Here is a 25,855-nt window from a genome sequence, read left to right as displayed (position 1 = left end):
AGTAGAACGGCACTGATTTTATGCTGGCAATATCCCTATAATATTGAAAGCTAATTTTACAAATTGATTATGTATTCTTGTACTTTTCTATTAATTATTTATTGAATATCAATCTGTTGATTTAACGACAATGCCGTTTCTGAGTAATTACTGAAAATTTATTACTGTCTCTCTGTCCAAAAGAAAGTAAAACTCCCTAAAAGAAATTTACATTCGCTGGCCTTAATTTGCATGAGATTAATCTTAATAAGATCTGCGCTTTTGTTGCAGAATTAATCGGTGTTGTTGCAAATGGTGATATTGAACCAAAAATAATTTCAATGCCAGGGAGAGTATTAACGGTGGTCAGCGCGGCGATATTAACTAGCATGATCAGCACCAGCAATGTACATTTTCCTGATAATACAAACGGGTTGATGCATGCTGGTGATAACCCACACGATGAGTAAGGTGAATGGGGAGCTGGTTTAAATATATTGATATTTAAGAAGATACAGGCGTGTCTCTTTTCAAGACGCAATAGACATCGGTGTATCTATAAAACATGAAATGGTGCGACCGAGTGGACTCGAACCACCGACCCCCACCATGTCAAGGTGGTGCTCTAACCAACTGAGCTACGGTCGCAAATTGAAACGTTCAGTTAGCGGTATTTAAGGTAAATACATGATAAATCATGTTCTTTCTCATCCCGTTTTGAACGGGCGCTATTATGGCCTTGCACTGATGCAATGACAAGTATTTTGTTGTCATCCTCGCATCGAGTGCTGAATGTTTGGCCTTCATCCGCTTCTGGCCCATACGTCCGTGCGGCTGGCCACGCTACCGACGGGAACAGTGGGCCTCGCATGTCAGTTTGGTTTCAGAGTACTGTCCCACGCGTCCTTATCTGCTTTTGCTGCACGGTATTGTTTTGCACATTGGACTGCACCCGCCGCGGTAGACGAATGAACTCCATGCTCAGGGACAGTCATTCAATATCAAAACCGTTGCTGCCAGCCTGCGACGTCAGGGACTGCGGGCGAAGGCGGTGCAGAAGTTCAGGCCTGCCAGTTACCGTGAACACGGCCTGCCGGTATCAGAGAATCTGCTGAGGCAGGATTTTTTCGCCAGCAGCCCCAATCAAAAATGAGCAGGCGATACCACGTATTTGCGTACCGATGAAGGCTGGCTCTATCTGGCTGTGGTCATTGACCTGTGGTCGCGTGCCGTTATCGGCTGATCGATGTCATCACGAATGACGGCACAACTGGCCTGTGATGTGCTACAGATGGCGCTCTGGCGACGTAAAATCATTTTTATACCACATGCAAAAAATTTTCCGTTGTGGATTACAAACGGGGATATTTATTCAACCAGAATGATAACGTTAACGGTCAAAATATCAGTAAGGTCTGGGGTCGCTTGCGCTGCCCATAATGGGTACTCCTGAAGGAGTAATTCTCTTGAGTTTGTCAGTTAGCCGATCTGTGTAATATGTCGGTAAAACCCCGACCTTGGCCGGGGAAGGAACGGGTATAACTGACAGAAAACGCTGTCGTGTATTATGCAATTTATCCAGACAGGGTAATCACCTTACAGGTCGGGGACTCATCCTGTTTGGAGAATAGACGGTCTCACCCTCATCCTTTGCAAACATCAGTGCTTCATCAGCCAAATCCCATGCGGCCTGTCTGACGGCAAGGTTTGCTGCTTTTGCCTGGAGAGATGCCCAATATATTTGGTTGGCTAGATTATTGCAATCAACGCTCGTCAGTTGACCAATTGGACACTCATGAGAATATGTTGCAGTATAGTCATCAACCGCCCGTTCTTTGGTAGCTGCGATTTGAATTTTCTGCTCCAGTGTGTTTCGCCGCATGATTAAAACGCTTGCATCCGCCTCAAGAACTTTTCTCTTCTGTGGACTCTGTCTTTGCAGTCTTTGGGCATTATCTTGTCCTTGTTCGAATATGAGCTTTAAGAATGCATTGCTCACCCAGTGACATGTTATTGACGTAGCGGGAACGGCACCCGCTTTAGTGCCGGTCAATATAATATTAGCAGCAGTGACAGGGTCGTTGGGAGGGACCGGGGCCCATGTCCTGAAGATGGCGGCAGCAGTTGCGCCACAGATTGTTCCAATAATATTTGCGCCATCTGTTGTGGTCAGCGGGCCTCCACCTCTTTCGATATAAGACAGCACCGAATTTAACGTTCCCCAGCCAACCCATGCCCCCGCGGCAGCTGCTCCGTATATCATCATTTTGGATTGCTCGCCGGTAAGCGCGGCATAAGAAAAATTTATGCTTGCCAGATTGATGGAAATAGGTAAACACAGCAGATTAATTAATAGCTTCTTTAAGGTCATCATAATCACCATATTCAATAGGTAACCTGAGTTATCGCAAAATTTGTTATTTCAGGTGTAGGTATTCCCTGAGAATTCACACTCAATTGCGATAGCCGTTGGACTGATAAAAAAGGCTAAAAGTCTACTTGTTAAGAGCCTCGATAATTCCTTCCTCCTTATATGTATCAGCGTGGTACTCAAATGGAGATTAAATGCCAAAACACTGCTTTATAATTTTATGAAGGCTTTTGGTTAGCACGTCACAGCCTTTGTTATCGCGATAATTTTCAATAAGAATATTGTAACTTCCCTGGCTTGAATAGTAATGTTATCCTTTTACCCCTCGCCAAAGGCCGTGTCCCATTTACGGTTGACGAGTATCACCACTCTGTTGATAATGTTCTCATCTGTACCTAAATAAAGTTATGCTGCTTTTTTGATACCAGTAATGCCTCACTGACTCTGGGTGCTAATTTTTTAAGAGGCGTATTTTAAACATTAAATTCACAAATTAATTATGTTTTCTCATGCAGTTGCACTCACGGATTATTGCGCGTTAACCTGTTCATTTAATAGCGCTATCGATTTTTGAGAATAACTAAAAGTTATTTATTATATTTCATTTTAGTACTTCCATTGAACTAAATTTACAATTTATGATTTTTTTTTGCATAAGATTTTTCTTAATAAAATATACACTTTTGTTGCAGGTTTAATCGGTGCTGTTACAAATAGTTAGTGCGGAAAACTTCAGTGCCTATTGCCTGATGCCATTTTAATTATCATATTGAACATACAACCATTTATTTTTTCGTTAAGTTTATTGTTATCACCCAGTATGTTGTCAGGTTTTACTGCGAATTATTTATCTTTGAATTCGCTTGAGTAAAATGAAATTCATTTTTTATATTATTTGATTGTTACTGACTTGCATGGGGCTACGCATCTTAGCATAGGGAATAGTAAGATACCGATATGACTTACAATAAGATAATCGTCCAAAGGCGTAACCTGACCCTTAACGTCAAGGTTAAGTTTGTTCCCAATGACCGAAGCGGCGACAGCGCCCACGATTACCGCATCCAGACGGCGACCATTTACGCCCGCCTGATCGAGGACGATGGCGGCACCTATAACCTGATTTGGTCGCGCAGCAAAGCGACGGTTTAACGAAAACACAGCGCCCCGCCGAATGGCGGGGTAGCCACCGGTAGTGAATGGACTACGTCATTGATTTTCCACCGCACCACTTTGCCAGGAGTGTCAACCCATTGAGGGGAAAACCGGCATGAGCCTCGGCTTTCCCCTCAACGCAAAGCAGACGTGGTATACCCTGAGCGGGTATCGCAACGTATGTGGGATGTGTTGCGGTCAGCGTCACACTGGAGCCCGCCGTGTTGAGCAGGCCCGTAATCTCTCGGCCACGTTTGCTGAGGCCCTGAAGCGGGAAATTCGAACGTCAGAAGCGGAACGATGGAAACGAGAAAATCGCACTGGCCTGCAGGAACTCAATCGTATCACGGATGTGCATGGCTTGCTGTCCGATGATTACAGGACGTTTTAAGCATGCAATACACGATGTACCGCAATAATTGTAACTAAAATCACTGAATTTGGGTGGACTTCGGTAGATTTCACAGGAACGGAAGAAGATAGAAACGTTCTTATTTTCAAGACACTATAGACAGTAGTGTGCGTCTATAGGATATGAAATGGTGCGTTCAATTGGACTCGAACCAACGACCCCCACCATGTCAAGGTGGTGCTCTAACCAACTGAGCTATGAACGCATTGTTTTACCAAAACTGTCAGGGCGACAGCGGGGACGAATATTAACGGGCTATAGCGCCGCTGGCAAGGGAAAAAACGCAAAATTCCCGTCAGATCACACTGAGTGACGCGCTTGTAAGCAGAGCGCCGAAAAAAACGGCGCTCTGCCGCCATCAACGAGCCGCCCGCGCCAGAATGCGCGTCGGCGATTGACGTTGCACCCAACGGATCCGTAGCACCATCATCGTGGCGGAGGAGGTCAGGCCGATGATGAACCCCCACCAGAACCCGGCCGGCCCCATGCGCGGCACCAGCATGTCGGTCAGCGCCAGCGTATAGCCGCTGGGCAGCCCCAACAGCCAGTAGGCGATAAAGGTGATAAAGAAAATGGCACGGGTATCTTTGTAACCGCGCAGCACGCCGCTGCCAATAGTCTGCACCGCGTCGGAAACCTGGTAAACCGCCGCCAACAGCATCAGGTGCGAGGCCATCGCCACCACATCCGGGTTTTTGTTGTACAGCATGGCGATGGGTTCACGCAGCGTGATGGTAAAGATAGCCGTACACATCGCCAGCAACACGCCGGTGGCGATGCCGGTACGTGCCGCCACCCGGGCGGCTTCCACCGAGCCTTCGCCCAGCCGATGACCGACGCGAATGGTGGCGGCGACGCCGACAGACAGCGGCAACACGAACATCAGCGAGCTGAAGTTAAGCGCGATCTGGTGGCCCGCCACATCCACCACCCCGAGCGGCAACACCAGCAGCGCGACAATCGCAAACAACGTCACTTCGAACAGCAACGCCAGCGCGATGGGCAACCCCATGCCTGACAGGCGCTTGAGTACGGCCCAATCCGGCTTTAATTGGGTTTTGAACTGACGAATATCTTTCAGCCAATAGGCGTGGCGGGAATAGGCCGCCATCATCAACATCATCATCCAGTATACGGAGGCGGTCGCCACCCCGCAGCCGACGCCGCCTAACTCCGGCATACCGAGCTTACCGTGAATGAAAACGTAGTTGATGGGAATGTTGATTAGCAGACCGATAAACCCGATCACCATCCCCGGCTGGGTTTTGGACAATCCTTCACACTGGCTGCGCAGCACCTGGTAGAACAGATAGCCGGGGACGCCCCATAGCAGCGCGTGCAGGTATTTCACTGCCTTGTCGGCCAGTTCCGGCGCACCGTCGTGCATCAGGTTAATGACGTATTTCCCCTGATAGAGCACGACCATGGTCAGGATGGAGATAGCCGCCGCCAGCAAAAACGCCTGCTGAGTCTGATGCGCGATGCGGTCGCGGCGTCCGGAGCCGTTGAGGTTAGCCACTACCGGCGTCAGCGCCATCAGCAAACCGTGACCGAACAGGATCGCCGGCAGCCAGATGGACGTGCCCACCGCCACCGCCGCCATATCGGTGGCGCTGTAGGAGCCTGCCATGATGGTATCCACCACACCCATTGAGGTTTGCGACACTTGCGCGATGATGACCGGAATAGCCAGCGCCAGCAAATGGCGGGCTTCTGATAAGTACTTCTGCACGAAAACACCTTCCTAAAGCAGGATGGAGAGAGACCTCTAATACAAGAGAGAAAGGCAATCATCCTTTATTTATGCAAAAAAAGATGAAGCATTGTAACGATTTGCCAACGGTAAACCAATGGCCGGCTGACCAAGAGTGATCCCGTTTGGTTTTCCTGAGGATATGGTGCAAACTGCCAGACATTAGTGAACGTTGTCTCTCCCGAGCGCAGACTCGCCGCGTTCACGTTTATTACTGATCAGGAGGCAAGACCAGCACCATGTTTACCGGTATTGTTCAGGGCACGGCGACCGTCGTGTCGATTGATGAAAAACCCAATTTTCGCACTCATGTCGTTCAACTGCCCACCGAACTGTTGCCGGGGCTGGAAACTGGAGCTTCCGTCGCGCACAACGGCTGCTGCCTGACCGTCACCCAAATCGATGGCGACCGGGTGAGTTTTGACCTGATCAAGGAGACGCTGCGACTGACTAATCTGGGTGCAGTCAACGTCGGCGATCGGGTTAATGTGGAGCGCGCCGCTAAATATGGCGATGAAATCGGCGGGCATGTGATGTCCGGCCATATTATGTGTACGGCGGAGATCGTCAAAATCCTGACGTCGGAAAATAATCACCAGATCTGGTTCCGGTTGTCTGATGAATCGCAGATGAAATATGTGCTGCACAAAGGCTTCATCGGCATTGACGGCATCAGTCTGACGGTGGGGGAGGTGACCCGCAGCCGTTTTTGCGTGCATCTGATTCCGGAAACGCTCCAGCGCACGACGCTGGGTCAGAAACGGCTGGGCGATCGCATCAATATCGAAATCGACCCGCAAACCCAGGCCATCATCGATACAGTCGAGCGCGTCCTGGCGCGTCAGGCGCAGCAGGCTGCTGCACAGGCGGAGCAGGGCGAATAAGCACTTTCTTCCCTGGCACGTTCTCCCATCATGAAAACCGGCAGCCTGGCTGCCGGTTTTTTGCTATCGGGATGTGGATTCGCCGGGGGCCAGGATTATCTGGGGACTCGCAAGCCGCCCTCTACACCGCCCACACTGAATACTATTTGCCAGAGTTGGAGATCACGTGCGCGAAACGCGCCGGCACAGGCGTTGAGGTAGTAGCAGAACATCCTATGGAAGCGATCGGAGTAACGTTCTGACAACGTTGGCCAGTGTTGCTGGAAACGATCATACCAGGCCATTAGCGTACGATCATAGTCTGCGCCGAAATTGTGCCAGTCTTCCATCACCAGATAGGGTTCGCTGGCCTGGGCGATATGCTTTATTGAAGCCACGCAGCCGTTGGGGAAGATGTACTTGTCGATCCAGGCGTCTACATTTAGTCTGGCGTTGTTCGATCCGATGGTATGCAACAGAAACAGGCTGGTGGATTTGAGGTTTTTTCTCACTATCTGGAAAAGGGTATCGTAATTTTTCGGGCCGACATGCTCAAGTAGGCCAACAGCAGTGATACGATCGAACTGCCAGTTCATATCGTTCATATCGCGATAGTCCTGCAGCAGAATAGTGACATCCAGATCCTGACAGCGCTGCTGTGCCAGCGTCTGCTGTTCGCGGGATATGGTAACGCCGGTGACGCTGACGCCGTAATGGCGGGCGGCAAATTCCGCCAGCCCGCCCCAGCCACAGCCGAGATCCAGCAGAGTCATGCCGCGACGCAACTGCAGCTTTTCGCAAATCAGGCGCAGCTTGTCTTGCTGCGCCTGTTCCAGCGTTTCGGCCTGTTTCCAGTAACCGCAAGTGTATTGCATGTAGGGGTCGAGCATCATGGTGAAAAGATCATTACCGAGGTCGTAGTGCTCCTTGACCACGAGCCGGGCCCGGCGGCGAGACTGCCGGTTGGTCAGCCGTGCCATCAGGATCCGTAGCGTATCTTGCCAACTGTGAGGAAGCCGTTTTTCCAGTCCGGCACTTAACACGCGGTGGAAAAATATGTCCAGCCGTTCACATTCCCACCAGCCATCCATATAACTTTCGCCCAATCCTAGCGAGCCTTCACGTAGTATGCGTTTGTACATACCGGGATTTTTGACCTGAATATCAAACGGGCGTGAACCGTTAATGACGATGTCGGCAGCCGATAGCATTTCATTGACAATCCGGAACCAGGATAGGTTAGCTGCATCCAGCTCCTCCACATAAGATAAACTCATAACTTCTCCCTACCTTGCCGGAAAATACCTGTGCAAGGAACACATTAGACAAATGTACCCACAGAGGGCATTCGGTGGACTCAATCCATCGTCAGCCCTTGGATGTCCCAGAGGAAATAAGAGAAAAGCGGTACGAAAGGCGTCTATCCCTGGCCGTAAGAAAAAGATGCGGCGGTCAACAGACCGTATAGAAACGAAGGCGATGCGTGATGCCGAAAGCATCGTCTGCTCATAATTATTGTCGTTAAAGACAGTGAGGAGTGTATGACTGCTTTAACCCGACGACAAGAATTCGTTGGGTTAAAGCAGCACGTTAAGTCATGTGTTCAGCTGCGATAGCACGCGTCGTCGCCATGTGTGGCGCGGGATGCCGCCTGATTGAAGAGCCAAACCGAGATATAACAGAATCGTCTGAATTTTAACGACGGTAATCGAGGAACGGGCCGTCGGCGACGGAGCGGCGTTCGATCAGGGTCGGATGCACTTCGATGGTCTGGGCTTCCTCACGTTTGCTGGTAATGCGGTCGAGCAACATGGAAAACGCCGCCTGCCCCAGCCGCTCCTTGGGCTGGTGAATGGTGGTCAGCGCCGGGGTAAAATACCGGGAGTGACGAACATTGTCATAACCGATCACCGAAATATCCTGCGGTACGCGCAGCCCCAGCTCGTCGGCGGCGCAAATGGCGCCCATCGCCATGATGTCGCCGCCGCAGAATACCGCCGTCGGCCGCTGTTTCTGGGCCAGAATCTGGTGCATCGCTTTGTAGCCGGATTCCGGTTCGAAGTCGCCCTGAACCACCCATTCTTCCCGTAGCGGAATGTCGGCTTCTTTCAACGCTTTCAGGAACCCCAGGTAACGCCCGCTGCCGGTATTGCGCCCCTGAGAACCGGGAATGGCGCCGATGTCGCGGTGGCCGCGCTCAATCAGGTAACGTCCGGCCATATAGCCGCCGGCAAAGGCGTTATCGATGATGGTATCGGTAAAATCGCTGTGGGCTTCGCCCCAGTCCATCACCACCATCGGGATATGGCGGTAATCCTCCAGCATGGACAGCAGTTCCGGCGGATATTCGGCGCACATCACCAACAGGCCGTCGACTCGTTTTTGCGCCAGCATGGAAAGGTAGGCGCGCTGTTTGTCCTGATTATTATGGGAGTTGCACAGGATCAGCGTGTAGCCTCTGGCGTAGCAGCTGTTTTCCACCGCTTCGATGATTTCGGCGAAATAGGGCGCCTCGCTGGATGTCGCCAGCAGGCCGATGGATTTGGTGTGGTTGACTTTCAGGCTGCGGGCCACTGCACTCGGCGAATAATGCAATTCATCGATGGCCGCGCGCACCGCAGCCTTGGTCTCTTCGGCGACGAAACGTGTTTTATTGATCACGTGTGATACGGTTGTGGTCGAAACGCCCGCGCGTTTTGCCACATCTTTGATCGTTGCCATCTAAAGTGACTCCTGAACTCATCTGTTACAGTAGGTTGTCTGTTACAGCAGTAAATATGTTGTTAATCGTTTGCCTGCGTGAATTCATCTCCTGCCGGACAACAAGGCAACATTTCAGGAGGAGACATGCCGAGGTGTGTAGCTTGAGGGGAGGGCTGACGCTTCGACCAACGCAGTGTATACAGTAAACTGCGGATTTTGGCCGATTTAGAGCAAAAGTGGAAGAGGCAATTCGTTTTATCTCTGTGACGCAGAAAGCGGTTTTTTGACGCCGCTCGGGTGATAATACACCTATGCTTTATGATGTTTCCCCACCTGCCGGGATCGGGGTTTGATTCAGACATGACGGGATGACGGCGATCATCGGTCACATACAGGAGAATACTATGGATACTAATTTGAAAATGTCGCTGTTCACCACAGTGGCTTCACTGGCAGTGATCATCATCTTTAGTCTGAGCGCGGTGCTGAACTGACGGCGTGGCGCTAACGGCGCCTGGATCGTCAGCGACACATTCGTCGCTGTCAACGGCAGGTACCAGAAAACGGCTATCGAAAAATAAAAAGGGGCGCGATGCCCCTTTTGCCGTATTTGGATAGCGTCATTCCAGCGGAAGCGCTTTAACGCATGGTAATTGTTTAACGCATGGTAATTGTTTAACGCATCGTCTTCGGCGTGACCACGCGACGGGCGCCGACGTAATGATCCTGCCAGTAGTCTTCGCTCAGCTTGCTGATTTTGATATCAGCGCCGGAACGCGGCGACTGGATGAAACGACCATTGCCGAGATAGACGCCTACATGGTCGGCAGCACCGCGGTTGGTTATCCGAAAGAACACCAGGTCGCCGCTTTCCAGTTCGCTTTTCTTGATAGGCGCGGCGTCGCGCAGATGGAACATCTCATTGGCGGTACGCGGAATCGTGATTTTCACCACATCTTTATAAGCGTAATACACCAGCCCGCTGCAATCGAAACCGGAGTAGGGGGTCGCACCGCCCCAGTGGTAGGGTTTGCCGATCTGGCTCATCAGCTTGTTCATGGCGGTCAGTTTGGCATGCTGATAGCGCTTTTGGTGAGCGGCGCTGATGGTCAGCGAGGCTTTATCTTGCTTGCCTTTTTTGCTCTTGCCGTGTGGTGATAGGGTAGCGGTTTCGTCGACGGCGGCAGGTTTGCCTTTTTTATTTGCCGTTTTGGCAATAACGGTTTCATGCGTCTTGTGACTGCTCTTCGCCTGTGCCGGAGCGTCCTTTTTCGTGGTTTTGCCGGCTGGCGTTTTAGCCTGCACGCTTTTTTCCTGCGTCGGTTTCTTGCTGGTTGCGTGGGCTGAGGTCGTGGTTGTCACCGGTTTTTTATCGTTGTGCGGTTTGACGTTTTTATCGTGAGCGGCGGTGGGTTTGGCAGGCGCGGTTTTGGCGGTTTTTTCCGGCTTTTTGTCATGAGTGGGCGCCGCACCCTTTTTGGTATTTTTAGCAACCTTGCTTTTTTTGGATTCCTCAATAGCTTTATTCGCCGTTTCCACGCCGGTTTTGCGCGGAAAAACCGCAGCGCTATGTGGATTAGCCTGTGCCAGGTTAAAAAACAGGTTACTGAAAAATAATAAAAAGAGCGTAATAAATAAACGCATGATAATTCTGACCGAATGTTGTCCTCAATCGTTCAATCTTTACAGTATTCCCGAAAATGACCTGATAAAAAAGTGGGGAATAAGGCATTGTTACTACAAAATAGTGAGAAAACGTTAACAACGATGCCTGCTGCTTAATTATCAGCCGATTCGGTGCTGTTTTGTTCTGGCTGACGCTCAGCTGGATAAAACCCTACAAAAGATAGCGTTTTTTTGTGGCCGTCGCTATCGTTAGAATACAAAGCAACAGAAGCGGCACGGCACGGTATGCCGCGAGTCATATGAACAGCCGTTGACGGGCTGCTCATCACGCCCTTGAGGAAGCAATAAAATGACGACAACGACACTTGAAAAAATTCAGCTTCAGATCGCTGAAAACCCGATTCTGCTGTACATGAAAGGCTCGCCCAAATTGCCGAGCTGTGGTTTTTCTGCCCAGGCGGTCCAGGCGTTGTCGGCGTGTGGCGAGCGTTTTGCCTATGTGGATATTCTGCAAAACCCGGATATCCGCGCCGAATTGCCCAAATACGCCAACTGGCCGACTTTCCCGCAGCTGTGGGTGGATGGCGAATTGGTCGGCGGCTGCGACATCGTGATTGAGATGTACCAGCGTGGCGAACTGCAGCAACTGATTAAAGAAACCGCCGACAAATACCGCTCCCAGCAGGCGGAACAGCAGTAATCCTTCTCTCTATCAGGCAGCCCGGCATCAGGCAGCCCGGCGCTGCCTGATATCGTTTTAATCGTTACGATTATGATGCTTTGATGCCGCAGGGTATTGGCACGACCACCGGTGTTCGCGCCGGCTTACCCTTCACTGCCGACGGCCAGCGGCGTTTCGGTATCGGTTCCTGAGGCCAGCGGCCAGCCGCCCATGCGCTTCCAGCGATTGACCAGTTCACAAAACAGCTGCGCTGTCTGTTCGGTGTCATAGAGCGCTGAGTGCGCCTGGCTGGCGTCGAACGGGATCTCCGCTGCAATACAGGCTTTGGCCAGCACCGTCTGCCCCAGCACCAGCCCGCTGAGCGCGGCGGTGTCAAAGGTGGCGAAAGGGTGGAATGGGTTACGTTTCAGGCCGCAGCGTTCTGCCGCCGCCATCAGAAAGCTGTGGTCGAAGGTCGCGTTATGGGCCACGATGATGCCGCGATTGCAGTTCTGATCTTTGATTCCCTTACGCACGGCTTTGAAGATTTCATGCAGCGCTTCATATTCGCTCACCGCGCCACGCAATGGGTTGGCAGGGTCGATGCCGTTGAAGGCCAGCGCTTCGGGCCGCAGAATTGCGCCTTCAAACGGTTCGATGTGAAAATGCAAGGTTTCGTCCGGCTGTAACCAACCGCTTTCATCCATTTTCAGCGTTACGGCTGCAATTTCCAGCAGCGCATCGGTTTTCGCGTTGAACCCGGCGGTTTCGACATCGATAACAACGGGGTAAAAGCCACGAAAACGCGCGTTCAGGGCGTTCAGGTTATTTTTCTCAGCCATTCGTTTCTTATTTCTTCAGTAACATGCAGTGCGCATTATGGCAAATTCCGGCGGGGGATGCAGCAGCCGTACATGACGGCGGATAACCGTTCCCCCGAAAGACAGGCGCCTGTCGGCACCTGAACAGCAAAGGCGGGATGATTAATTGCCCAGTCCCTGACCGGCCTGCGAGCGTTTGATCAGCTCGATTTTGTAACCGTCAGGGTCTTCAACGAAAGCGATAACGGTGGAGCCGCCTTTGACCGGGCCGGCTTCACGGGTAACCTTGCCGCCGGCCTGACGGATACGTTCACAGGCACCCGCTACGTCATCCACACCCAGTGCGATATGACCGAAGGCGGTGCCCAGTTCATAGCTTTCCACGCCCCAGTTGTAGGTCAGTTCGATCACGGCGCCTTCGCTTTCCTCGGTATAGCCGACAAATGCCAGAGAATATTTGTATTCCGGATTGTCGCTGGTGCGTAGCAGACGCATGCCCAGTACCTTGGTGTAGAAATCGATAGCGCGCTGCAGGTCGCCAACGCGTAGCATGGTATGAAGTAAACGCATAATGACCCCTATTTTGATCAGTGGGTTAACCGTCATGGGCGATACCGGGTGCATTCCGTTACCGCCTGAAACAACAGGGCCTGAGTATAACGTCGTTGCCGGGGGGAGTCCAAACCTGTGGCCGGGCGCTGCTTTTCAGGTTCGCTTGCTGAAAAAAGGGTGAGATAAACGGGAAGATGGCGGTTAATTACTCGGTAACGTTACGGAAAGCTTGCCAGTGACGGCAATCAAGGTTTCAATAAAGACGTCAGATGAGGAGGTCCTGTGGCTGAGCAGCTCGAACTTTTTCCTGTTCCCAACCCTTGCCGGGGTATCTGCCAGGCGGATGACCGGGGCTTCTGTCGTGGTTGTTTTCGCAGCCGCAGCGAGCGTTTTAATTGGGGGACAATGAGTGATGCGCAAAAACAGGATGTGCTGCGTTTGTGCCGGCAAAGGATGAAACGTTCCCAGCGAAGTGAAAAAAATTCAGTGTCCTCCGAGCCAGATCAACCAGCCTTGTTTTAATCGGCAGGGTGATATTTAATGATATAAATTAAGTTCAAGATCATTTTTAATTAATTATTATTTGCTAGAATAGATAGATAACAATAAGACATTTTTTTATTAGACTTTCGTTTTAAATCAGAGTTGATTGCAATCCAGGGAAGTTGCTTAGTATGCTAACTATAAGGAGAAGTGATGGAATTGCCGTTAGGTTCTGATTTAGCCCGGTTGGTTCGTGTATGGCGCGCTTTGATTGATCATCGATTGAAGCCTCTGGAGCTCACGCAGACGCACTGGGTCACACTGCATAATATTCACCAACTGCCTCCGGGGCAGTCCCAAATTCAGCTTGCCAAAGCGATAGGAATAGAACAGCCTTCGCTGGTGCGTACGTTGGATCAACTTGAAGATAAGGGGTTAATTACCCGGCACATCTGTGCCCATGATCGACGCGCTAAACGTATTCTGTTAACGGATATGGCGGATCCTATCATTCAGGCTGTTAATGACGTTATTGATCAGACACGCAGCGAAATATTAAATGGTATTACCCCGGCGGAAGTGGATGAGTTGGCCACTATTATCTCCCGGCTGGAAAAAAACATTTTGGCATTACATGAGAGTCAGTCTTAATTAATAGAAAAAGTAAATGTCTTGGCGGGCGAATTCGAATTTCAGACAACATATTACTCAAATAATTCGAGTCGCAGGACAACACGCTGGCGTTTTGAACAACGCAACGTTGGCCCTTCAGGGCAAGGTTCATTATGAACTTTGTAACGCGGCAACCGATCGAATCCTCAGAATTTTGCATAAGTAAATGACTGGGGAGAGCGACAACTCTGTTGGGAATGGATCTGTGGGAGCAGGTCTGTCGGGAACATGGTTGAACGCGGCTTGTCGCGGCTCTAAAAGGGTGAGGCCTAGGGATGGGCCAGATAATAAAGCCAACGCACCTGCAACTCAGTATGTCGAGTATATAGTGTGAATGATGGTTATCTGGATATATCGAGCCGAATTGATGACATTAGACAATCACCACCCGGAGGGTGGTGATTGATAATCGAATCTTAACGCGGGGAGACGGTGATGGAACGGCCGTTGCTGGCCATAGCCACACGTTGTCCGGCGTGGAATTTGGTATCGCCCTGTTTTTGCACCACCATGATGGTGCTGCCGTCGTCTTTACGGATTTCCAGCTCCACGCCCTGAACGCGGTTGACCGCGCCTTCAATGCTGTTACCGGCAACGCCACCGGCAACCGCGCCTGCGGCTGTCGCCAGATTACGGCCCGTACCGCGGCCGACGGTATTACCGACCAGCCCGCCCAGCACGGCGCCGCCGAGGGTGCCGATGACATTACTGTCTTCACCGGCCTGAATCTGTACCGGACGAGTAGAGACGACGGTGCCGTAGGTTACAGTCTGAACCTGCTTGGCTTCGGATGCACTGTAAACGTCTCCTGACAGGGTGCTGGTATTGGCGCAGCCAGCCAGTGTGATACCTGCTAAAGTGATCACGAGAAAACGTTTCATCATAGAAAGACTCCTGTTATAGCTGTGTCTGTGTCGGGGGCGCAGCCTAAGCCGACGAATTATCTATTGTCACATCATGGTGTGGTCGAACGCACCATTCTACTGTTTCAATTGATGTTAAGGATAGAATAGCGCGCCTAAATTGATAATAAACGCGTTATAAAGTTCCCTGTGAAGTCCTTTTTTTCTGAAAAACCGAGTCAAGTGGCGATTTTTTACCTACGCTGGCATCAGTCTGACAAAAAAGACAAAATCTACATCCAGTATACCGGCAACGTGCCTGCATCGTCTGGTCATTTGAGACTATGTCGTGACAGACGGCCATTTTACAAAACAAAGGTAACCCAATGAGGTCTGGAAGATATATTGGTGTGATGTCCGGCACCAGTCTGGATGGTGTCGACGTGGTGCTGGCCGCCATTGATGAGCATACCGTCGCACAGCAAGCCAGCTATTGCCATCCGCTTCCACCGGCGATTCGGCAGACGATACTGAGCATGAATCAAGGCCAGGCCGTGACGCTCTCCGAATTAGGGCGACTGGATACCCGGCTCGGGGCGCTGTTCGCCGAAGCGGTGCAGGCGCTGTTGCGCCAGACCGGGCTGAGTGCGAGCGAGATTACCGCGATTGGCTGTCATGGGCAGACGGTCTGGCATGAACCGGACAGCGATGCGCCTTGCACCCTGCAGATTGGCGATTGCAATCGTATCGCCGCCGTGACCGGCATCACCACGGTCGGCGATTTCCGCCGCCGCGACATGGCGTTGGGCGGGCAGGGGGCGCCGCTGGTGCCGGTGTTTCATCACGCGCTATTGCAGCACCCGGTGGAACGGCGAATTGTGTTGAATATCGGCGGGATCGCCAACATTTCGGTGCTGGTGCCGGGGCGTCCGGTAAAAGGTTATGACACCGGGCCGGGCAATATGCTGCTGGATGCCTGGGTGTGGCGTAACCGGGCGCAGCCATACGATAAAGACGCCGCCTGGGCGTTAACCGGTCAGGTGGACAACGCGTTGTTGAGCCACATGCTGTCCGATCCCTATTTCGGGTTGCCGGCGCCCAAGAGCACCGGGCGCGAGTATTTCAATCTGGCATGGCTGGAAAGACAACTGGCGGTCTTTCCCCGCCTGCGGCCGGAAGATGTGCAGGCCACGCTGGTGGCGCTGAGCGCGGAAACCATCGCCGGGCAAGTGCTGCTGACCGGCGGCTGCGAACGTGTATTGGTGTGCGGCGGCGGGGCGCGCAATCCGCTGCTGATGAGTCAACTGTCGGCGCGCCTGCCGGGCATTGAGGTCAGCGCTACCGACAACTTCGGCATCCGTGGCGATGATATGGAAGCGCTGGCGTTCGCCTGGTTAGCGTTTCGCACCCTGTCTGGGTTGCCCGGCAATTTGCCGTCCGTGACCGGCGCCAGCCGCGAAACCGTGCTTGGCGCCATTTACCCGGCGATGCCCGTGTAATCGGATTTTGCCGAGAGGTACGTCAGCGCTCTGTTGATAGACTGCTCCGTTATTGGATTTGTCCGGATGGGATGCCGGCATCCGCTAATAACAGGAGAACAATAGAATGAAATCACTGCTGATCGCCGGCGTCGTGCTGTTAAGCGGCTGCGCGCAACTGATGCCGGCCGCGAAGCCGCAAACCTTGTACTACCAGTGCGGCACCATGCCGCTCACCGTCACGCTGAACCCCGGCCCGCAGGGCGACAGCGTGACCTTCCTGCTGGATGGCGAATCTCACACGCTTCCCCAGGTGCCTGCCGCGTCCGGCACGCGTTACAGCGACGACCGATATGCCTTCTGGAGCAAAGGAAATCAGGCGTTTATCGTGCGCGGCGATAGAATCATCGTCAATGACTGTGTGCTGAAGTAATCCGTGTCCATGCCGTTGCGGGCGTTGAGATTTTGGTGACGCGGGCGCAGAATGAGCCTCTCTATTTCTCGCCCGGTTAGGCAACGGCAGGACCTCATGACCACAGAACACGATGACGCGCACCACCCTGACACCCGAAACCGCGTTGCGATCGCGCCCGGTGAAAATATTGCTTCCGGTGAAAATACCACCGCTGTCGATATCGCCGATTTGCGGCGCGAATATACCCGCGGCGGGCTACGCCGCCACGATCTGACCGACAACCCGCTCGATCTGTTCGAACGCTGGCTAAAGCAGGCTTGCGAAGCACAGCTGGCGGACCCTACCGCGATGTGCGTGGCGACGGTCGACGAACAGGGCCAGCCTTATCAGCGCATCGTGCTGCTGAAACACTATGACGAAAAAGGCATGGTGTTTTATACCAATATGGGCAGCCGCAAGGCGCAGCAGCTGGCGATGAATTCCCGCATCAGCCTGTTGTTCCCCTGGCACATGCTGGAGCGTCAGGTCATCGTGCTGGGCAAGGCGGAAAAACTACCGATGCTGGACGTGATGAAGTATTTCCACAGCCGCCCGCGCGATAGTCAGATCGGCGCCTGGGTTTCAAAACAGTCAAGCCGCATTTCCGCCCGCAGCATGCTGGAAAGCAAGTTCTTCGAGATGAAGCAGAAGTTCCAGCAGGGTGAGATTCCGTTGCCGAGTTTCTGGGGCGGATTCCGCGTCACTATCGAGTCGATGGAGTTCTGGCAGGGCGGCGAACACCGCTTGCACGATCGTTTTCTGTACCAGCGCGAGGGCGAAGGCTGGACAATCGACCGGCTGGCGCCCTAAATCACCGGAATTTGTTGCGCTAAGCGCTGGCACTCGCGGTGTCGGCGCTTTATTCTATGTCACCCTGAATTTTTCTTTCGCCAAAGAGGCGAAAAATCGTGTACCGGCAAAGGTGCAGTCGTTTATACATGGAGACTTTGATGGCAAGCAATCTGATTCAACAATTGCAAGAGCGGGGCCTGGTGGCCCAGGTAACGGACGAGGGCGCGTTAGCAGAGCGACTGGCGCAGGGGCCAATTGCACTGTATTGCGGTTTCGATCCGACTGCCGACAGCTTGCATTTGGGACATCTGGTGCCACTGCTGTGCCTGAAACGCTTTCAGATGGCCGGTCACAAACCGGTGGCGCTGGTGGGCGGCGCGACGGGGCTGATCGGTGATCCGAGTTTCAAAGCCGCCGAGCGTAAGCTGAATACCGAAGACACGGTGCAGGAATGGGTGGAAAAAATTCGCCGCCAGGCGGCGCCGTTCCTGGATTTCGACTGCGGCGACAACAGCGCCGTGGCGGCCAACAACTACGACTGGTTCGGTTCGATGAACGTGCTGACGTTTCTGCGCGATATCGGCAAGCACTTCTCCGTCAACCAGATGATCAACAAAGAAGCGGTCAAACAGCGCCTGAACCGGGATGACGTGGGTATTTCTTTCACCGAGTTTTCCTACAACCTGCTGCAGGGTTATGACTTCGCTTCGCTGAACGCGCTGCACGGCGTGGAGTTGCAGATTGGCGGTTCCGACCAGTGGGGCAACATCACCTCCGGTATCGACCTGACGCGTCGTCTGCATCAGAAACAGGTGTTCGGCCTGACCGTTCCGCTGATCACCAAGTCTGACGGCACCAAGTTCGGCAAAACCGAAAGCGGCGCGGTATGGCTGGATCCGAAGAAAACCAGTCCGTACAAATTCTACCAGTTCTGGATCAATACCGCTGACGCCGACGTATACCGGTTCCTGAAATTCTTTACCTTCCTCGACATTGAAACCATCAATGCGCTGGAAGAAGAAGACAAAAACAGCGGCGCCGCGCCGCGCGCCCAGTATGTGCTGGCGGAGGAAGTGACCCGTCTGGTGCATGGCGAAGAGGGATTGACCGCGGCCAAACGTATCACCCAGAGTCTGTTCAACGGTAACCTGAGCGACCTGACCGAAGCGGATTTCGCGCAGCTGGCTCAGGACGGCGTGCCGATGGTTGAGCTGGCGACAGGCGCTGACCTGCAGCAGGCGCTGGTGGATTCCGAACTGCAACCGTCCCGCGGGCAGGCGCGCAAGACCATCGCTTCCAACGCCATCACCATCAACGGCGAGAAGCAGTCAGACCCGGAATACACCTTCACGGGCGCCGATCGTCTGTTCGGCCGTTATACCCTGCTGCGCCGGGGCAAGAAAAACTATTGCCTGGTCTGCTGGAAAGACTGATTGATCCACTAAAGGGAGCGAAATGCTCCCTTTGTTTTTAGGCGCGTTCCCTGCGCATTCCGCGTCATGATGGGAAACGGGCTGACAACACCGGATTGCGCTGTATCGGCTATGCGCCGAACGGCGGAACAAAGGCAACACGCGGCTTTATAACAGGCTGTTGTATAACGGACTGTTTTATAACAACAAGCACATCGCATTTGAGCAGGCAAGGGTAGTCACTTTCATGAAAAACATACTGTCGATTCAGTCTCACGTGGTTTTCGGTCATGCCGGCAACAGCGCGGCGGAGTTTCCCATGCGCCGGATGGGCGTGAATGTCTGGCCGCTGAACACTGTGCAATTTTCCAACCACACCCAATATGGTCAGTGGACCGGCTGTGTAATGCCTGCCGAGCATCTGACCGAGATTGCTCAGGGCATCAGCAATATCGATCACCTGAAGGACTGCGACGCGGTATTGAGTGGGTATATCGGTTCGCCGGAGCAGGGCGGGCATATTCTGGAAGTGGTTCGCCGGGTCAAAGCCGCCAATCCGCGAGCCATCTACTTCTGCGACCCGGTGATGGGGACGCCGGAAAAAGGCTGCATCGTGCCGGCAGGCGTGACCGATTTTCACTGTAACCAGTCACTATTGGCGAGCGATATGATTGCGCCCAATCTGCCGGAGCTGGAGCTGCTGAGCGGCCGCACCGTTCATACGGTGGATGAGGCGGTGCAGGCTAGCCGCGAGCTTTGCCGACGCGGGCCGAGACTGGTGCTGGTCAAGCACCTGAGCCGCGCCGCCGCCAGCAAAGACAGCTTTGAAATGTTGCTGGTGACGCCGGAAGACGCCTGGCATATTCAGCGTCCGCTGGTGGATTTCGGGCCGCGTCAGCCGGTTGGCGTGGGTGACCTGACCAGCGGTCTGCTGCTGGTGAACCTGCTCAAAGGCGTTGCGCCGGAAAAAGCGCTGGAACACACCACCGCAGCGGTTTATGAAGTGATGCTGGTGACGAAAGAGATGGAGCAGTATGAGCTGCAACTGGTGGCGGCGCAGGACGGCATCGTGCAGCCACGCCATCATTTTCAGGCCGTTCGTCTCTAAACGGCCGTCAGATCAACAACGGGGCGTGTGGCGCCCCGTCGTGTTCCGCAATCTTGTATTCCGCTATCAGGGGATGTCAGTATTTGACGTCAAGCCCTTCCGCCGTCAGCGCTTTTTCCACCGCCGGCCGCCCCGAGACTCGCTCCAGATAAGCCGTCAGCGCCGGGAACTGAATCAGGTCGAACCTCAGATCGTGCGCCCAACGACAGATGGTAAACAGGTAAGCATCGGCGACGCCAAAGCGATTGCCCACCAGATAGTCGTGCTCGCTCAGTACCTGGTTCAGGTAGCGGAAACGTTGCTCCAGATAGCTTTTCAGCAAATCTTTGTACAGCTCCGGCGTGCCGGGGCGGAACAGCGGCGAGAAGGATTTGTGCAGTTCAGTGGAAATGTAGGCCAGCCATTCGATGGCGCGATAATGATGAATGGTACTGGACGGCGCGATCAGATTATATTGCGGCGCTTTGTCCGCCAGATACAGGGCAATGGCAATGGTTTCGGTCAGAATGGTGCCGTCATCCAGCGCCAGCGCCGGCACCATCCCTTTGGGGTTGATCTGCAGGTAGTCATCGCCCTGTTCGGTTTTTTTGGTGCGCAGGTCGACGTTCACCAGCGTGAACTTGGTCCGGGTCTCGTGCAGAATAATGTGAGGAAACAGTGAGCAACTTCCCGGTTTGTAATAGAGTTTCATTCGCCATTCCTTCAGTAAACGCCTTCGCGGTGAGCCGCAGTGTCAGGTAACAGTGTTAACTACGATAAAAAGTGTAACTACGGTAAAAGCTTAACTACGGTAAAAAGTTTAACTATGGTAAAAGTTTTAACAACGGTAAACGTTTTCACATGATCGTGTAAATCATATTGCTATAAATCAGTAAGGCTGGCTGTGCGCGGCATCGCAAGATATAGAGTGCTGTGAAATCAATGTGCTGCCGGACCATCGCTTTCTCCCGACATCCTTGTCCAAAGGCAAACTGTCTCCTTTCTGTTGTTATCGGTTGCATAGCGGGAATATTCACCCTCGCCTGTGGCTTATCTTGCTATCCGGTATGTTGCAAATGCGTTAATCATAGTTTGTGTTATCTTTAAATAAGCATTACCTATCGCCGTAAGGCGATGCCACACCGATGGTTTTTAGCCATCAGATCATGTTGCAGCTATGTCTGCGTGGCGTTCACTGACGTGAGTCCGCCGGGCAGATTGCCTGCCGGGGAGAAATCATGTCATCTCAATCTTATCGTGATGCTTGTCTCGCTACCCTTACGGTCCACAAGCAAACTTATCAATACTGGCGTTTACCGCTGGCGGCGCAACGGCTGGGGAACCTCGATCGGCTACCCAAGTCGCTGAAGATCCTGCTGGAGAATCTGCTGCGCCATCTGGACGGCGACACGGTGCAGGAAGCCGATCTACAGGCGCTGGCGGACTGGCAGCGCGACGGTCATGCGGACCGCGAAATCACTTTTCACCCTGCCAGAGTGCTGATGCAGGATTTTACCGGCGTGCCGGCGGTGGTAGATCTGGCGGCGATGCGCGACGCGGTGCGGCGGCTGGGCGGGCAGGTCAACCGGGTGAATCCGCTGACGCCGGTGGATTTGGTCATCGACCATTCGGTCACGGTGGATCATTTCGGTAATGAACGCGCGCTGGTAGAAAACACCCGGCTGGAGATGGCCCGTAATCACGAACGTTACGCCTTCCTGCGTTGGGGACAGAAAGCCTTCCGGCATTTTCGCGTGGTGCCGCCGGGGACCGGTATCTGCCATCAGGTCAATCTGGAGTATCTGGCGAAAGCGGTCTGGAGCCGGCAGCAGGACGATGTGCTACTGGCTTACCCGGATACACTGGTCGGCACCGATTCGCACACCACCATGATCAATGGGCTTGGCGTGCTGGGTTGGGGCGTCGGCGGTATTGAAGCGGAAGCGGCGATGCTGGGCCAGCCGGTTTCGATGCTGATCCCCGATGTGGTCGGGGTGCGGTTGAGCGGCAAATTGCGCGAAGGCATCACCGCCACCGATTTGGTGCTGACGGTGACCCAGATGCTGCGCCGGCACGGCGTGGTAGGCAAGTTTGTCGAATTTTTCGGTGACGGTCTGGACCATCTGCCGCTGGCGGATCGCGCCACGCTGGCCAACATGGCGCCGGAGTACGGCGCTACCTGCGGCTTTTTTCCGATCGACGACATCACGCTGGATTACCTGCGGCTGACCAACCGCGGCGACGAGCAGGTCGCGCTGGTGGAGGCGTATTGCCGCGAGCAGGGCCTGTGGCGCCATCCGGGGGATGAGCCACGTTTCAGCAGTGTGCTGGAACTGGACATGGCGAGCGTTGAAACCAGTCTGGCCGGCCCCAAACGGCCGCAGGATCGGGTGACGCTGGCCGAGGCACCGCAGGCGTTCAACGCCAGCCGGGAACTGGAGCTGACGACGGAAAACCAGGCGGCAGGCACATCGTCAACGCAGGAAAAGGACGAGCCAACGCGGCTGGCGCATGGCGCGGTGGTGATCGCCGCCATCACCTCTTGTACCAACACCTCGAACCCCAGCGTACTGATTGCGGCGGGATTGCTGGCGCGTAATGCCGTTATGCGCGGGCTGAAAGTTAAACCCTGGGTAAAAACCTCGCTGGCGCCCGGCTCCCGGGTGGTGTCGGACTATCTGGAATTGGCCGGGTTGACCGAGCCGCTGGCGCAACTGGGTTTTCATCTGGTGGGATACGGGTGCACCACCTGCATCGGCAATTCCGGGCCGTTGCCGGAGGCAATCGAAAGCGCTATTCGTGAGGATGACCTGACCGTGGCGGCGGTGCTGTCCGGTAACCGTAACTTTGAAGGGCGCATCCATCCGCTGGTGAAAACCAACTGGCTGGCTTCGCCGCCGCTGGTGGTGGCCTACGCGCTGGCCGGGAACATGTCGCTGGATCTGACCCGCGACCCATTGGGTGAGGACGCGCAGGGGCAACCGGTTTATCTGCGCGATATCTGGCCGCCTGCCGATGCGGTGGCGGATACGGTACAGACGGTCAGCGCCGGGCTATTTAGCAAAGCCTATGCGTCGGTGTTCGACGGCACGCCCGAATGGCAGGCGATCGAAGTGGGCGAAGAGCCGACCTACCACTGGCCGGCGGGCTCCACCTATATTCGGCGTACACCGTTTTTTGACGATATGCAGAAAACGCCCGCGCCGGTGCAGGATATCCGCGGCGCGCACATTCTGGCGATGCTGGGCGATTCGGTCACCACCGATCATATCTCGCCCGCTGGCAGCATCCGACCTGACAGCCCGGCCGGGTGTTATCTGCAAGAGCAGGGCGTTGCGCCGACTGATTTCAACGCTTACGGCGCGCGGCGCGGCAACCATGAGGTGATGATGCGCGGCACCTTCGCCAATGTGCGGATCCGCAACGACATGGTGCCGGGCAAAGAGGGCGGTTTCACTAGGCATGTGCCGTCGCAGGAGGTTACAACGATCTATGACGCGGCGGTACGCTACCGCGAACAGCATATACCGCTGGCGGTGATCGCCGGTAAGGAGTACGGCTCGGGGTCCAGCCGTGACTGGGCAGCCAAAGGCCCGCGCCTGCTGGGCGTGCGGGTCGTGATTGCGGAGTCGTTTGAGCGTATCCACCGCTCTAACCTGATTGGAATGGGGATTTTGCCGCTGGAATTCCTGAATGGCGAAAGCCGCAAGACGCTACACCTGACCGGCGACGAACGGATTGAGGTGCTTAAGCTGGCAGACCTGACGCCGGGGGCGACGGTAGCGGTGACGATCACCCGGCCGGATGGCGAGTCCCGGATTATTCACACTCGCTGTCGCATCGATACCGCCACCGAACTAACCTATTTTCGTCATGACGGCATTCTGCATTACGTTATTCGCCGTATGCTTGGTTAGGCGCCACACGCCAGACACCTGAACGGTTACCCTGCCTTCTGCCTGCTATCAGCCTCCATCCGGAGGCTGATTTTTTGCCATTGTGGCGGTGCGGGGGGAATTGTGCCGTGTCCTCTTGTGCTGATCGTACAGATGCAGTATTAGTGAATAATGGCTTAATGCCATGATCCATAAAATAAAATTATAGAGGAGCACATGGAATGACGATAGACAAGGGTTGGCTGGCATCGATACTGGGTGCATTGAGTCTTACTGCGGTTTCGGTACAGGCGGCCGAGGTGCCTGCCGGCGTACAACTGGCGGATAAACAGGAACTGGTGCGCGCCAACGGTTCCGAGCCAGCGTCGCTGGACCCGCATAAAGTGGAAAGTGACGTAGAAGGCAACCTTATCCACGATTTTTTCGCAAAGCTGGTGTCGGTGCGCGATGACGGCACCGTGGTGCCAGGCCTGGCGGATCGCTGGGAAAATAAAGATAACCAGGTCTGGACCTTCCATCTGCGTCCGGGGCTGAAATGGTCTGACGGTAGCCCGATTACCGCCGATGATGTGGTGTTCAGTTGGCAGCGGCTGGTGGACCCTAAAACCCTGTCGCCGTACCAAACGTATGTCGGCAGTATGCATGTGCTGAACGCCGGCGACATCATCGCCGGTAAGAAAAGCCCGCAGGAGCTGGGCATCAAGGCGCTGGATAAACAGACGGTACAGGTCACGCTGGAGCAACCGCTGTCCTATTTCCTGCCGATGGTGGACCACTATGTGATGGTCGCCGTGCCTAAAGCCGCGATTGAGAAATTCGGCGACAAGTGGACCCAGACCGCCAATTTTGTCGGCAGCGGCCCGTTTATTCCCACCGACTGGGTGGTCAACGAGCGTATCACCGCCAAACGTAACGCTAACTATTGGGATAACGCCCACACGGTGCTGAACAAAGTGACCTATCTGGCGATTGTCTCCAACACCGCCGAAGTGAACCGCTATAAAGCCGGTGAAGTGGACGCAACGTACACCATGCCCAATCAGTTGTTCAAATCCCTGAAAGAAGAACTGCCGAACGAAGTAAAAGTCACACCGTACCTCTCGACGTATATCTATCGATTCAATACCCAGAAACCGCCGTTCAACGACCCACGAGTCAGACGTGCGCTGGATCTGGCGCTGGATAAGAGCGTGATTGCCGAGAAAGTGCTGGGGCAGGGGCAGGTACCGGCGTATAACTATGTGCCGCGCGGCATGGCCGGTTATACCAGCAATCAGCCGGAATGGGCGGGCTGGACGCAGCAGCAGCGCAATGCCGAAGCCAAAAAACTGCTGAAGGAAGCTGGCTACGATCAAAGCCATCCGCTGAAATTCGAGTTGTTGTACAACACCTCAGAATCGCATCAAAAAATCGCCATCGCCGCCGCGTCAATGTGGAAACAGAATCTCGGGGCGGAAGCCACGTTGCTGAATCAGGAATGGAAGACCCTGCTGGATACATCACGCACCGGCAACTTTGAGGTGGTGAGAAACTCCTGGGGCGCCGACTATAACGAACCGTCCACCTATTTCGATACGTTGCGCGCCAACGACAGCAACAATACCGGTAAATTCAACGATAAAGCCTATGACGAGGTGCTGGACAAGGCGGTGAAAGCCTCTTCGCTGGACGAACGCAGCACGCTCTATCATCAGGCGGAGACTATCCTGCAACAGCAGATGCCGCTGATCCCGATTTACTACTACGTGCGCAGCCAGATGGTGAAGCCGTATGTGGGCGGGTTTAAACCCGATCTGAAAGGGGATTACTACAGTAAGGATATCTATATCATCAAGCATTGATG

The 25,855-nt window shown here is 53.8% G+C and carries 23 protein-coding genes, 2 tRNA genes and 2 pseudogenes; 15 read left to right on the top strand and 12 right to left on the bottom strand.

What is annotated here, in order from left to right:
• Positions 1-550: 550 nt before the first annotated feature.
• Positions 551-627 (bottom strand) — tRNA-Val (locus DDA898_RS12955).
• Between the two features lie 322 nt (positions 628-949).
• Here DDA898_RS12955 and DDA898_RS22385 point away from each other — a divergent pair.
• A pseudogene (locus DDA898_RS22385) lies at positions 950-1,291 on the top strand (DDE-type integrase/transposase/recombinase); the annotation flags it as partial.
• A 279-nt stretch (positions 1,292-1,570) separates the two neighbouring features.
• Here the strand turns inward: DDA898_RS22385 and DDA898_RS12950 are convergent.
• Both DDA898_RS12950 and DDA898_RS23905 read right to left on the bottom strand, forming a co-directional pair.
• The gene (locus DDA898_RS12950) at positions 1,571-2,368 is read right to left on the bottom strand and encodes a hypothetical protein (RefSeq protein WP_152490687.1); all 798 of its coding nucleotides are present in this window, start codon (positions 2,366-2,368) and stop codon (positions 1,571-1,573) included.
• A 172-nt stretch (positions 2,369-2,540) separates the two neighbouring features.
• A complete protein-coding gene (locus DDA898_RS23905) occupies positions 2,541-2,624 on the bottom strand; it encodes a hypothetical protein (protein WP_369073783.1) in 84 nt (27 codons plus the stop codon).
• 683 nt (positions 2,625-3,307) lie between these two features.
• Here DDA898_RS23905 and DDA898_RS12945 point away from each other — a divergent pair.
• Together DDA898_RS12945 and DDA898_RS12940 are read left to right on the top strand one after the other, a co-directional pair.
• Entirely contained in the window at positions 3,308-3,502 is a 195-nt protein-coding gene (locus tag DDA898_RS12945; protein ID WP_038911389.1) for a hypothetical protein, read from the top strand.
• A 173-nt stretch (positions 3,503-3,675) separates the two neighbouring features.
• Positions 3,676-3,896: pseudogene (locus tag DDA898_RS12940) on the top strand (type II toxin-antitoxin system CcdA family antitoxin).
• Between the two features lie 149 nt (positions 3,897-4,045).
• Here the strand turns inward: DDA898_RS12940 and DDA898_RS12935 are convergent.
• Both DDA898_RS12935 and DDA898_RS12930 read right to left on the bottom strand, forming a co-directional pair.
• Positions 4,046-4,122 (bottom strand) — tRNA-Val (locus DDA898_RS12935).
• A 153-nt stretch (positions 4,123-4,275) separates the two neighbouring features.
• Positions 4,276-5,649, bottom strand: coding sequence for an MATE family efflux transporter (locus DDA898_RS12930; RefSeq protein ID WP_038911388.1), 1,374 nt, complete (start codon positions 5,647-5,649; stop codon positions 4,276-4,278).
• Between the two features lie 260 nt (positions 5,650-5,909).
• Here DDA898_RS12930 and DDA898_RS12925 point away from each other — a divergent pair, with 260 nt between their 5' ends.
• The gene (locus tag DDA898_RS12925) at positions 5,910-6,554 is read left to right on the top strand and encodes a riboflavin synthase (RefSeq protein ID WP_038911386.1); all 645 of its coding nucleotides are present in this window, start codon (positions 5,910-5,912) and stop codon (positions 6,552-6,554) included.
• A gap of 95 nt (positions 6,555-6,649) precedes the next feature.
• Here the strand turns inward: DDA898_RS12925 and cfa are convergent, their stop codons facing one another.
• Positions 6,650-7,810 carry a cyclopropane fatty acyl phospholipid synthase gene (gene cfa / locus DDA898_RS12920; RefSeq protein ID WP_038911385.1) on the bottom strand — a complete coding sequence of 387 codons (1,161 nt, stop codon included), beginning with the start codon at positions 7,808-7,810 and terminating at the stop codon, positions 6,650-6,652.
• A gap of 418 nt (positions 7,811-8,228) precedes the next feature.
• On the bottom strand, positions 8,229-9,254 hold the full coding sequence (gene purR, locus DDA898_RS12915; RefSeq protein ID WP_038911384.1) for an HTH-type transcriptional repressor PurR: 1,026 nt from the start codon (positions 9,252-9,254) through the stop codon (positions 8,229-8,231).
• Between the two features lie 386 nt (positions 9,255-9,640).
• Between purR and cydH the strand changes: the two genes are divergently transcribed.
• Positions 9,641-9,730, top strand: coding sequence for a cytochrome bd-I oxidase subunit CydH (gene cydH, locus DDA898_RS23235; RefSeq protein WP_024106293.1), 90 nt, complete (start codon positions 9,641-9,643; stop codon positions 9,728-9,730).
• Between the two features lie 181 nt (positions 9,731-9,911).
• Here the strand turns inward: cydH and DDA898_RS12910 are convergent, their stop codons facing one another.
• Positions 9,912-10,880, bottom strand: a complete 969-nt coding sequence (locus DDA898_RS12910; protein ID WP_038911383.1) for a C40 family peptidase — start codon at positions 10,878-10,880, stop codon at positions 9,912-9,914.
• A 331-nt stretch (positions 10,881-11,211) separates the two neighbouring features.
• Between DDA898_RS12910 and DDA898_RS12905 the strand changes: the two genes are divergently transcribed.
• The gene (locus tag DDA898_RS12905) at positions 11,212-11,562 is read left to right on the top strand and encodes a Grx4 family monothiol glutaredoxin (protein WP_038911381.1); all 351 of its coding nucleotides are present in this window, start codon (positions 11,212-11,214) and stop codon (positions 11,560-11,562) included.
• Positions 11,563-11,687: 125 nt separating this feature from the next.
• Here the strand turns inward: DDA898_RS12905 and rnt are convergent, their stop codons facing one another.
• On the bottom strand, positions 11,688-12,365 hold the full coding sequence (gene rnt / locus DDA898_RS12900; protein ID WP_038911380.1) for a ribonuclease T: 678 nt from the start codon (positions 12,363-12,365) through the stop codon (positions 11,688-11,690).
• Between the two features lie 141 nt (positions 12,366-12,506).
• The gene (gene gloA / locus DDA898_RS12895; RefSeq protein WP_038912571.1) at positions 12,507-12,914 is read right to left on the bottom strand and encodes a lactoylglutathione lyase; all 408 of its coding nucleotides are present in this window, start codon (positions 12,912-12,914) and stop codon (positions 12,507-12,509) included.
• 264 nt (positions 12,915-13,178) lie between these two features.
• Between gloA and DDA898_RS22380 the strand changes: the two genes are divergently transcribed.
• Positions 13,179-13,418 carry a DUF1289 domain-containing protein gene (locus DDA898_RS22380; RefSeq protein WP_013318324.1) on the top strand — a complete coding sequence of 80 codons (240 nt, stop codon included), beginning with the start codon at positions 13,179-13,181 and terminating at the stop codon, positions 13,416-13,418.
• Positions 13,419-13,592: 174 nt separating this feature from the next.
• On the top strand, positions 13,593-14,030 hold the full coding sequence (gene slyA, locus DDA898_RS12890) for a transcriptional regulator SlyA (protein ID WP_013318323.1): 438 nt from the start codon (positions 13,593-13,595) through the stop codon (positions 14,028-14,030).
• Positions 14,031-14,467: 437 nt separating this feature from the next.
• On the opposite strand, the gene DDA898_RS12885 is transcribed toward slyA, so the two are convergent.
• The gene (locus tag DDA898_RS12885) at positions 14,468-14,935 is read right to left on the bottom strand and encodes an outer membrane lipoprotein (protein ID WP_013318322.1); all 468 of its coding nucleotides are present in this window, start codon (positions 14,933-14,935) and stop codon (positions 14,468-14,470) included.
• 344 nt (positions 14,936-15,279) lie between these two features.
• Between DDA898_RS12885 and anmK the strand changes: the two genes are divergently transcribed.
• From anmK to pdxY, 5 genes are all read left to right on the top strand, one after another.
• Positions 15,280-16,392, top strand: coding sequence for an anhydro-N-acetylmuramic acid kinase (gene anmK / locus DDA898_RS12880; protein WP_013318321.1), 1,113 nt, complete (start codon positions 15,280-15,282; stop codon positions 16,390-16,392).
• Positions 16,393-16,498: 106 nt separating this feature from the next.
• Entirely contained in the window at positions 16,499-16,804 is a 306-nt protein-coding gene (locus DDA898_RS12875) for an MliC family protein (protein ID WP_013318320.1), read from the top strand.
• 96 nt (positions 16,805-16,900) lie between these two features.
• Entirely contained in the window at positions 16,901-17,635 is a 735-nt protein-coding gene (pdxH, locus tag DDA898_RS12870) for a pyridoxamine 5'-phosphate oxidase (protein WP_236616662.1), read from the top strand.
• Between the two features lie 137 nt (positions 17,636-17,772).
• Complete coding sequence (gene tyrS / locus DDA898_RS12865) at positions 17,773-19,050, top strand: tyrosine--tRNA ligase (RefSeq protein WP_107768472.1); 1,278 nt, start codon at positions 17,773-17,775, stop codon at positions 19,048-19,050.
• 226 nt (positions 19,051-19,276) lie between these two features.
• The gene (gene pdxY, locus DDA898_RS12860) at positions 19,277-20,137 is read left to right on the top strand and encodes a pyridoxal kinase PdxY (RefSeq protein WP_038911379.1); all 861 of its coding nucleotides are present in this window, start codon (positions 19,277-19,279) and stop codon (positions 20,135-20,137) included.
• 76 nt (positions 20,138-20,213) lie between these two features.
• On the opposite strand, the gene gstA is transcribed toward pdxY, so the two are convergent.
• Positions 20,214-20,828, bottom strand: a complete 615-nt coding sequence (gene gstA / locus DDA898_RS12855; protein ID WP_038901448.1) for a glutathione transferase GstA — start codon at positions 20,826-20,828, stop codon at positions 20,214-20,216.
• Between the two features lie 526 nt (positions 20,829-21,354).
• On the opposite strand from gstA, the gene acnA reads away from it, so the two are divergent.
• Positions 21,355-24,033, top strand: coding sequence for an aconitate hydratase AcnA (gene acnA, locus DDA898_RS12850; RefSeq protein ID WP_038911378.1), 2,679 nt, complete (start codon positions 21,355-21,357; stop codon positions 24,031-24,033).
• Between the two features lie 200 nt (positions 24,034-24,233).
• Positions 24,234-25,853 carry an ABC transporter substrate-binding protein gene (locus DDA898_RS12845; protein WP_038901446.1) on the top strand — a complete coding sequence of 540 codons (1,620 nt, stop codon included), beginning with the start codon at positions 24,234-24,236 and terminating at the stop codon, positions 25,851-25,853.
• Positions 25,854-25,855: the final 2 nt, after the last annotated feature.

Source organism: Dickeya dadantii NCPPB 898 (assembly GCF_000406145.1).
Classification (GTDB): Bacteria; Pseudomonadota; Gammaproteobacteria; order Enterobacterales; family Enterobacteriaceae; genus Dickeya; species Dickeya dadantii.
The sequence above is the reverse complement of the archived record's forward strand: the minus strand, read 5'-3'. Positions and strand labels throughout refer to the sequence as shown.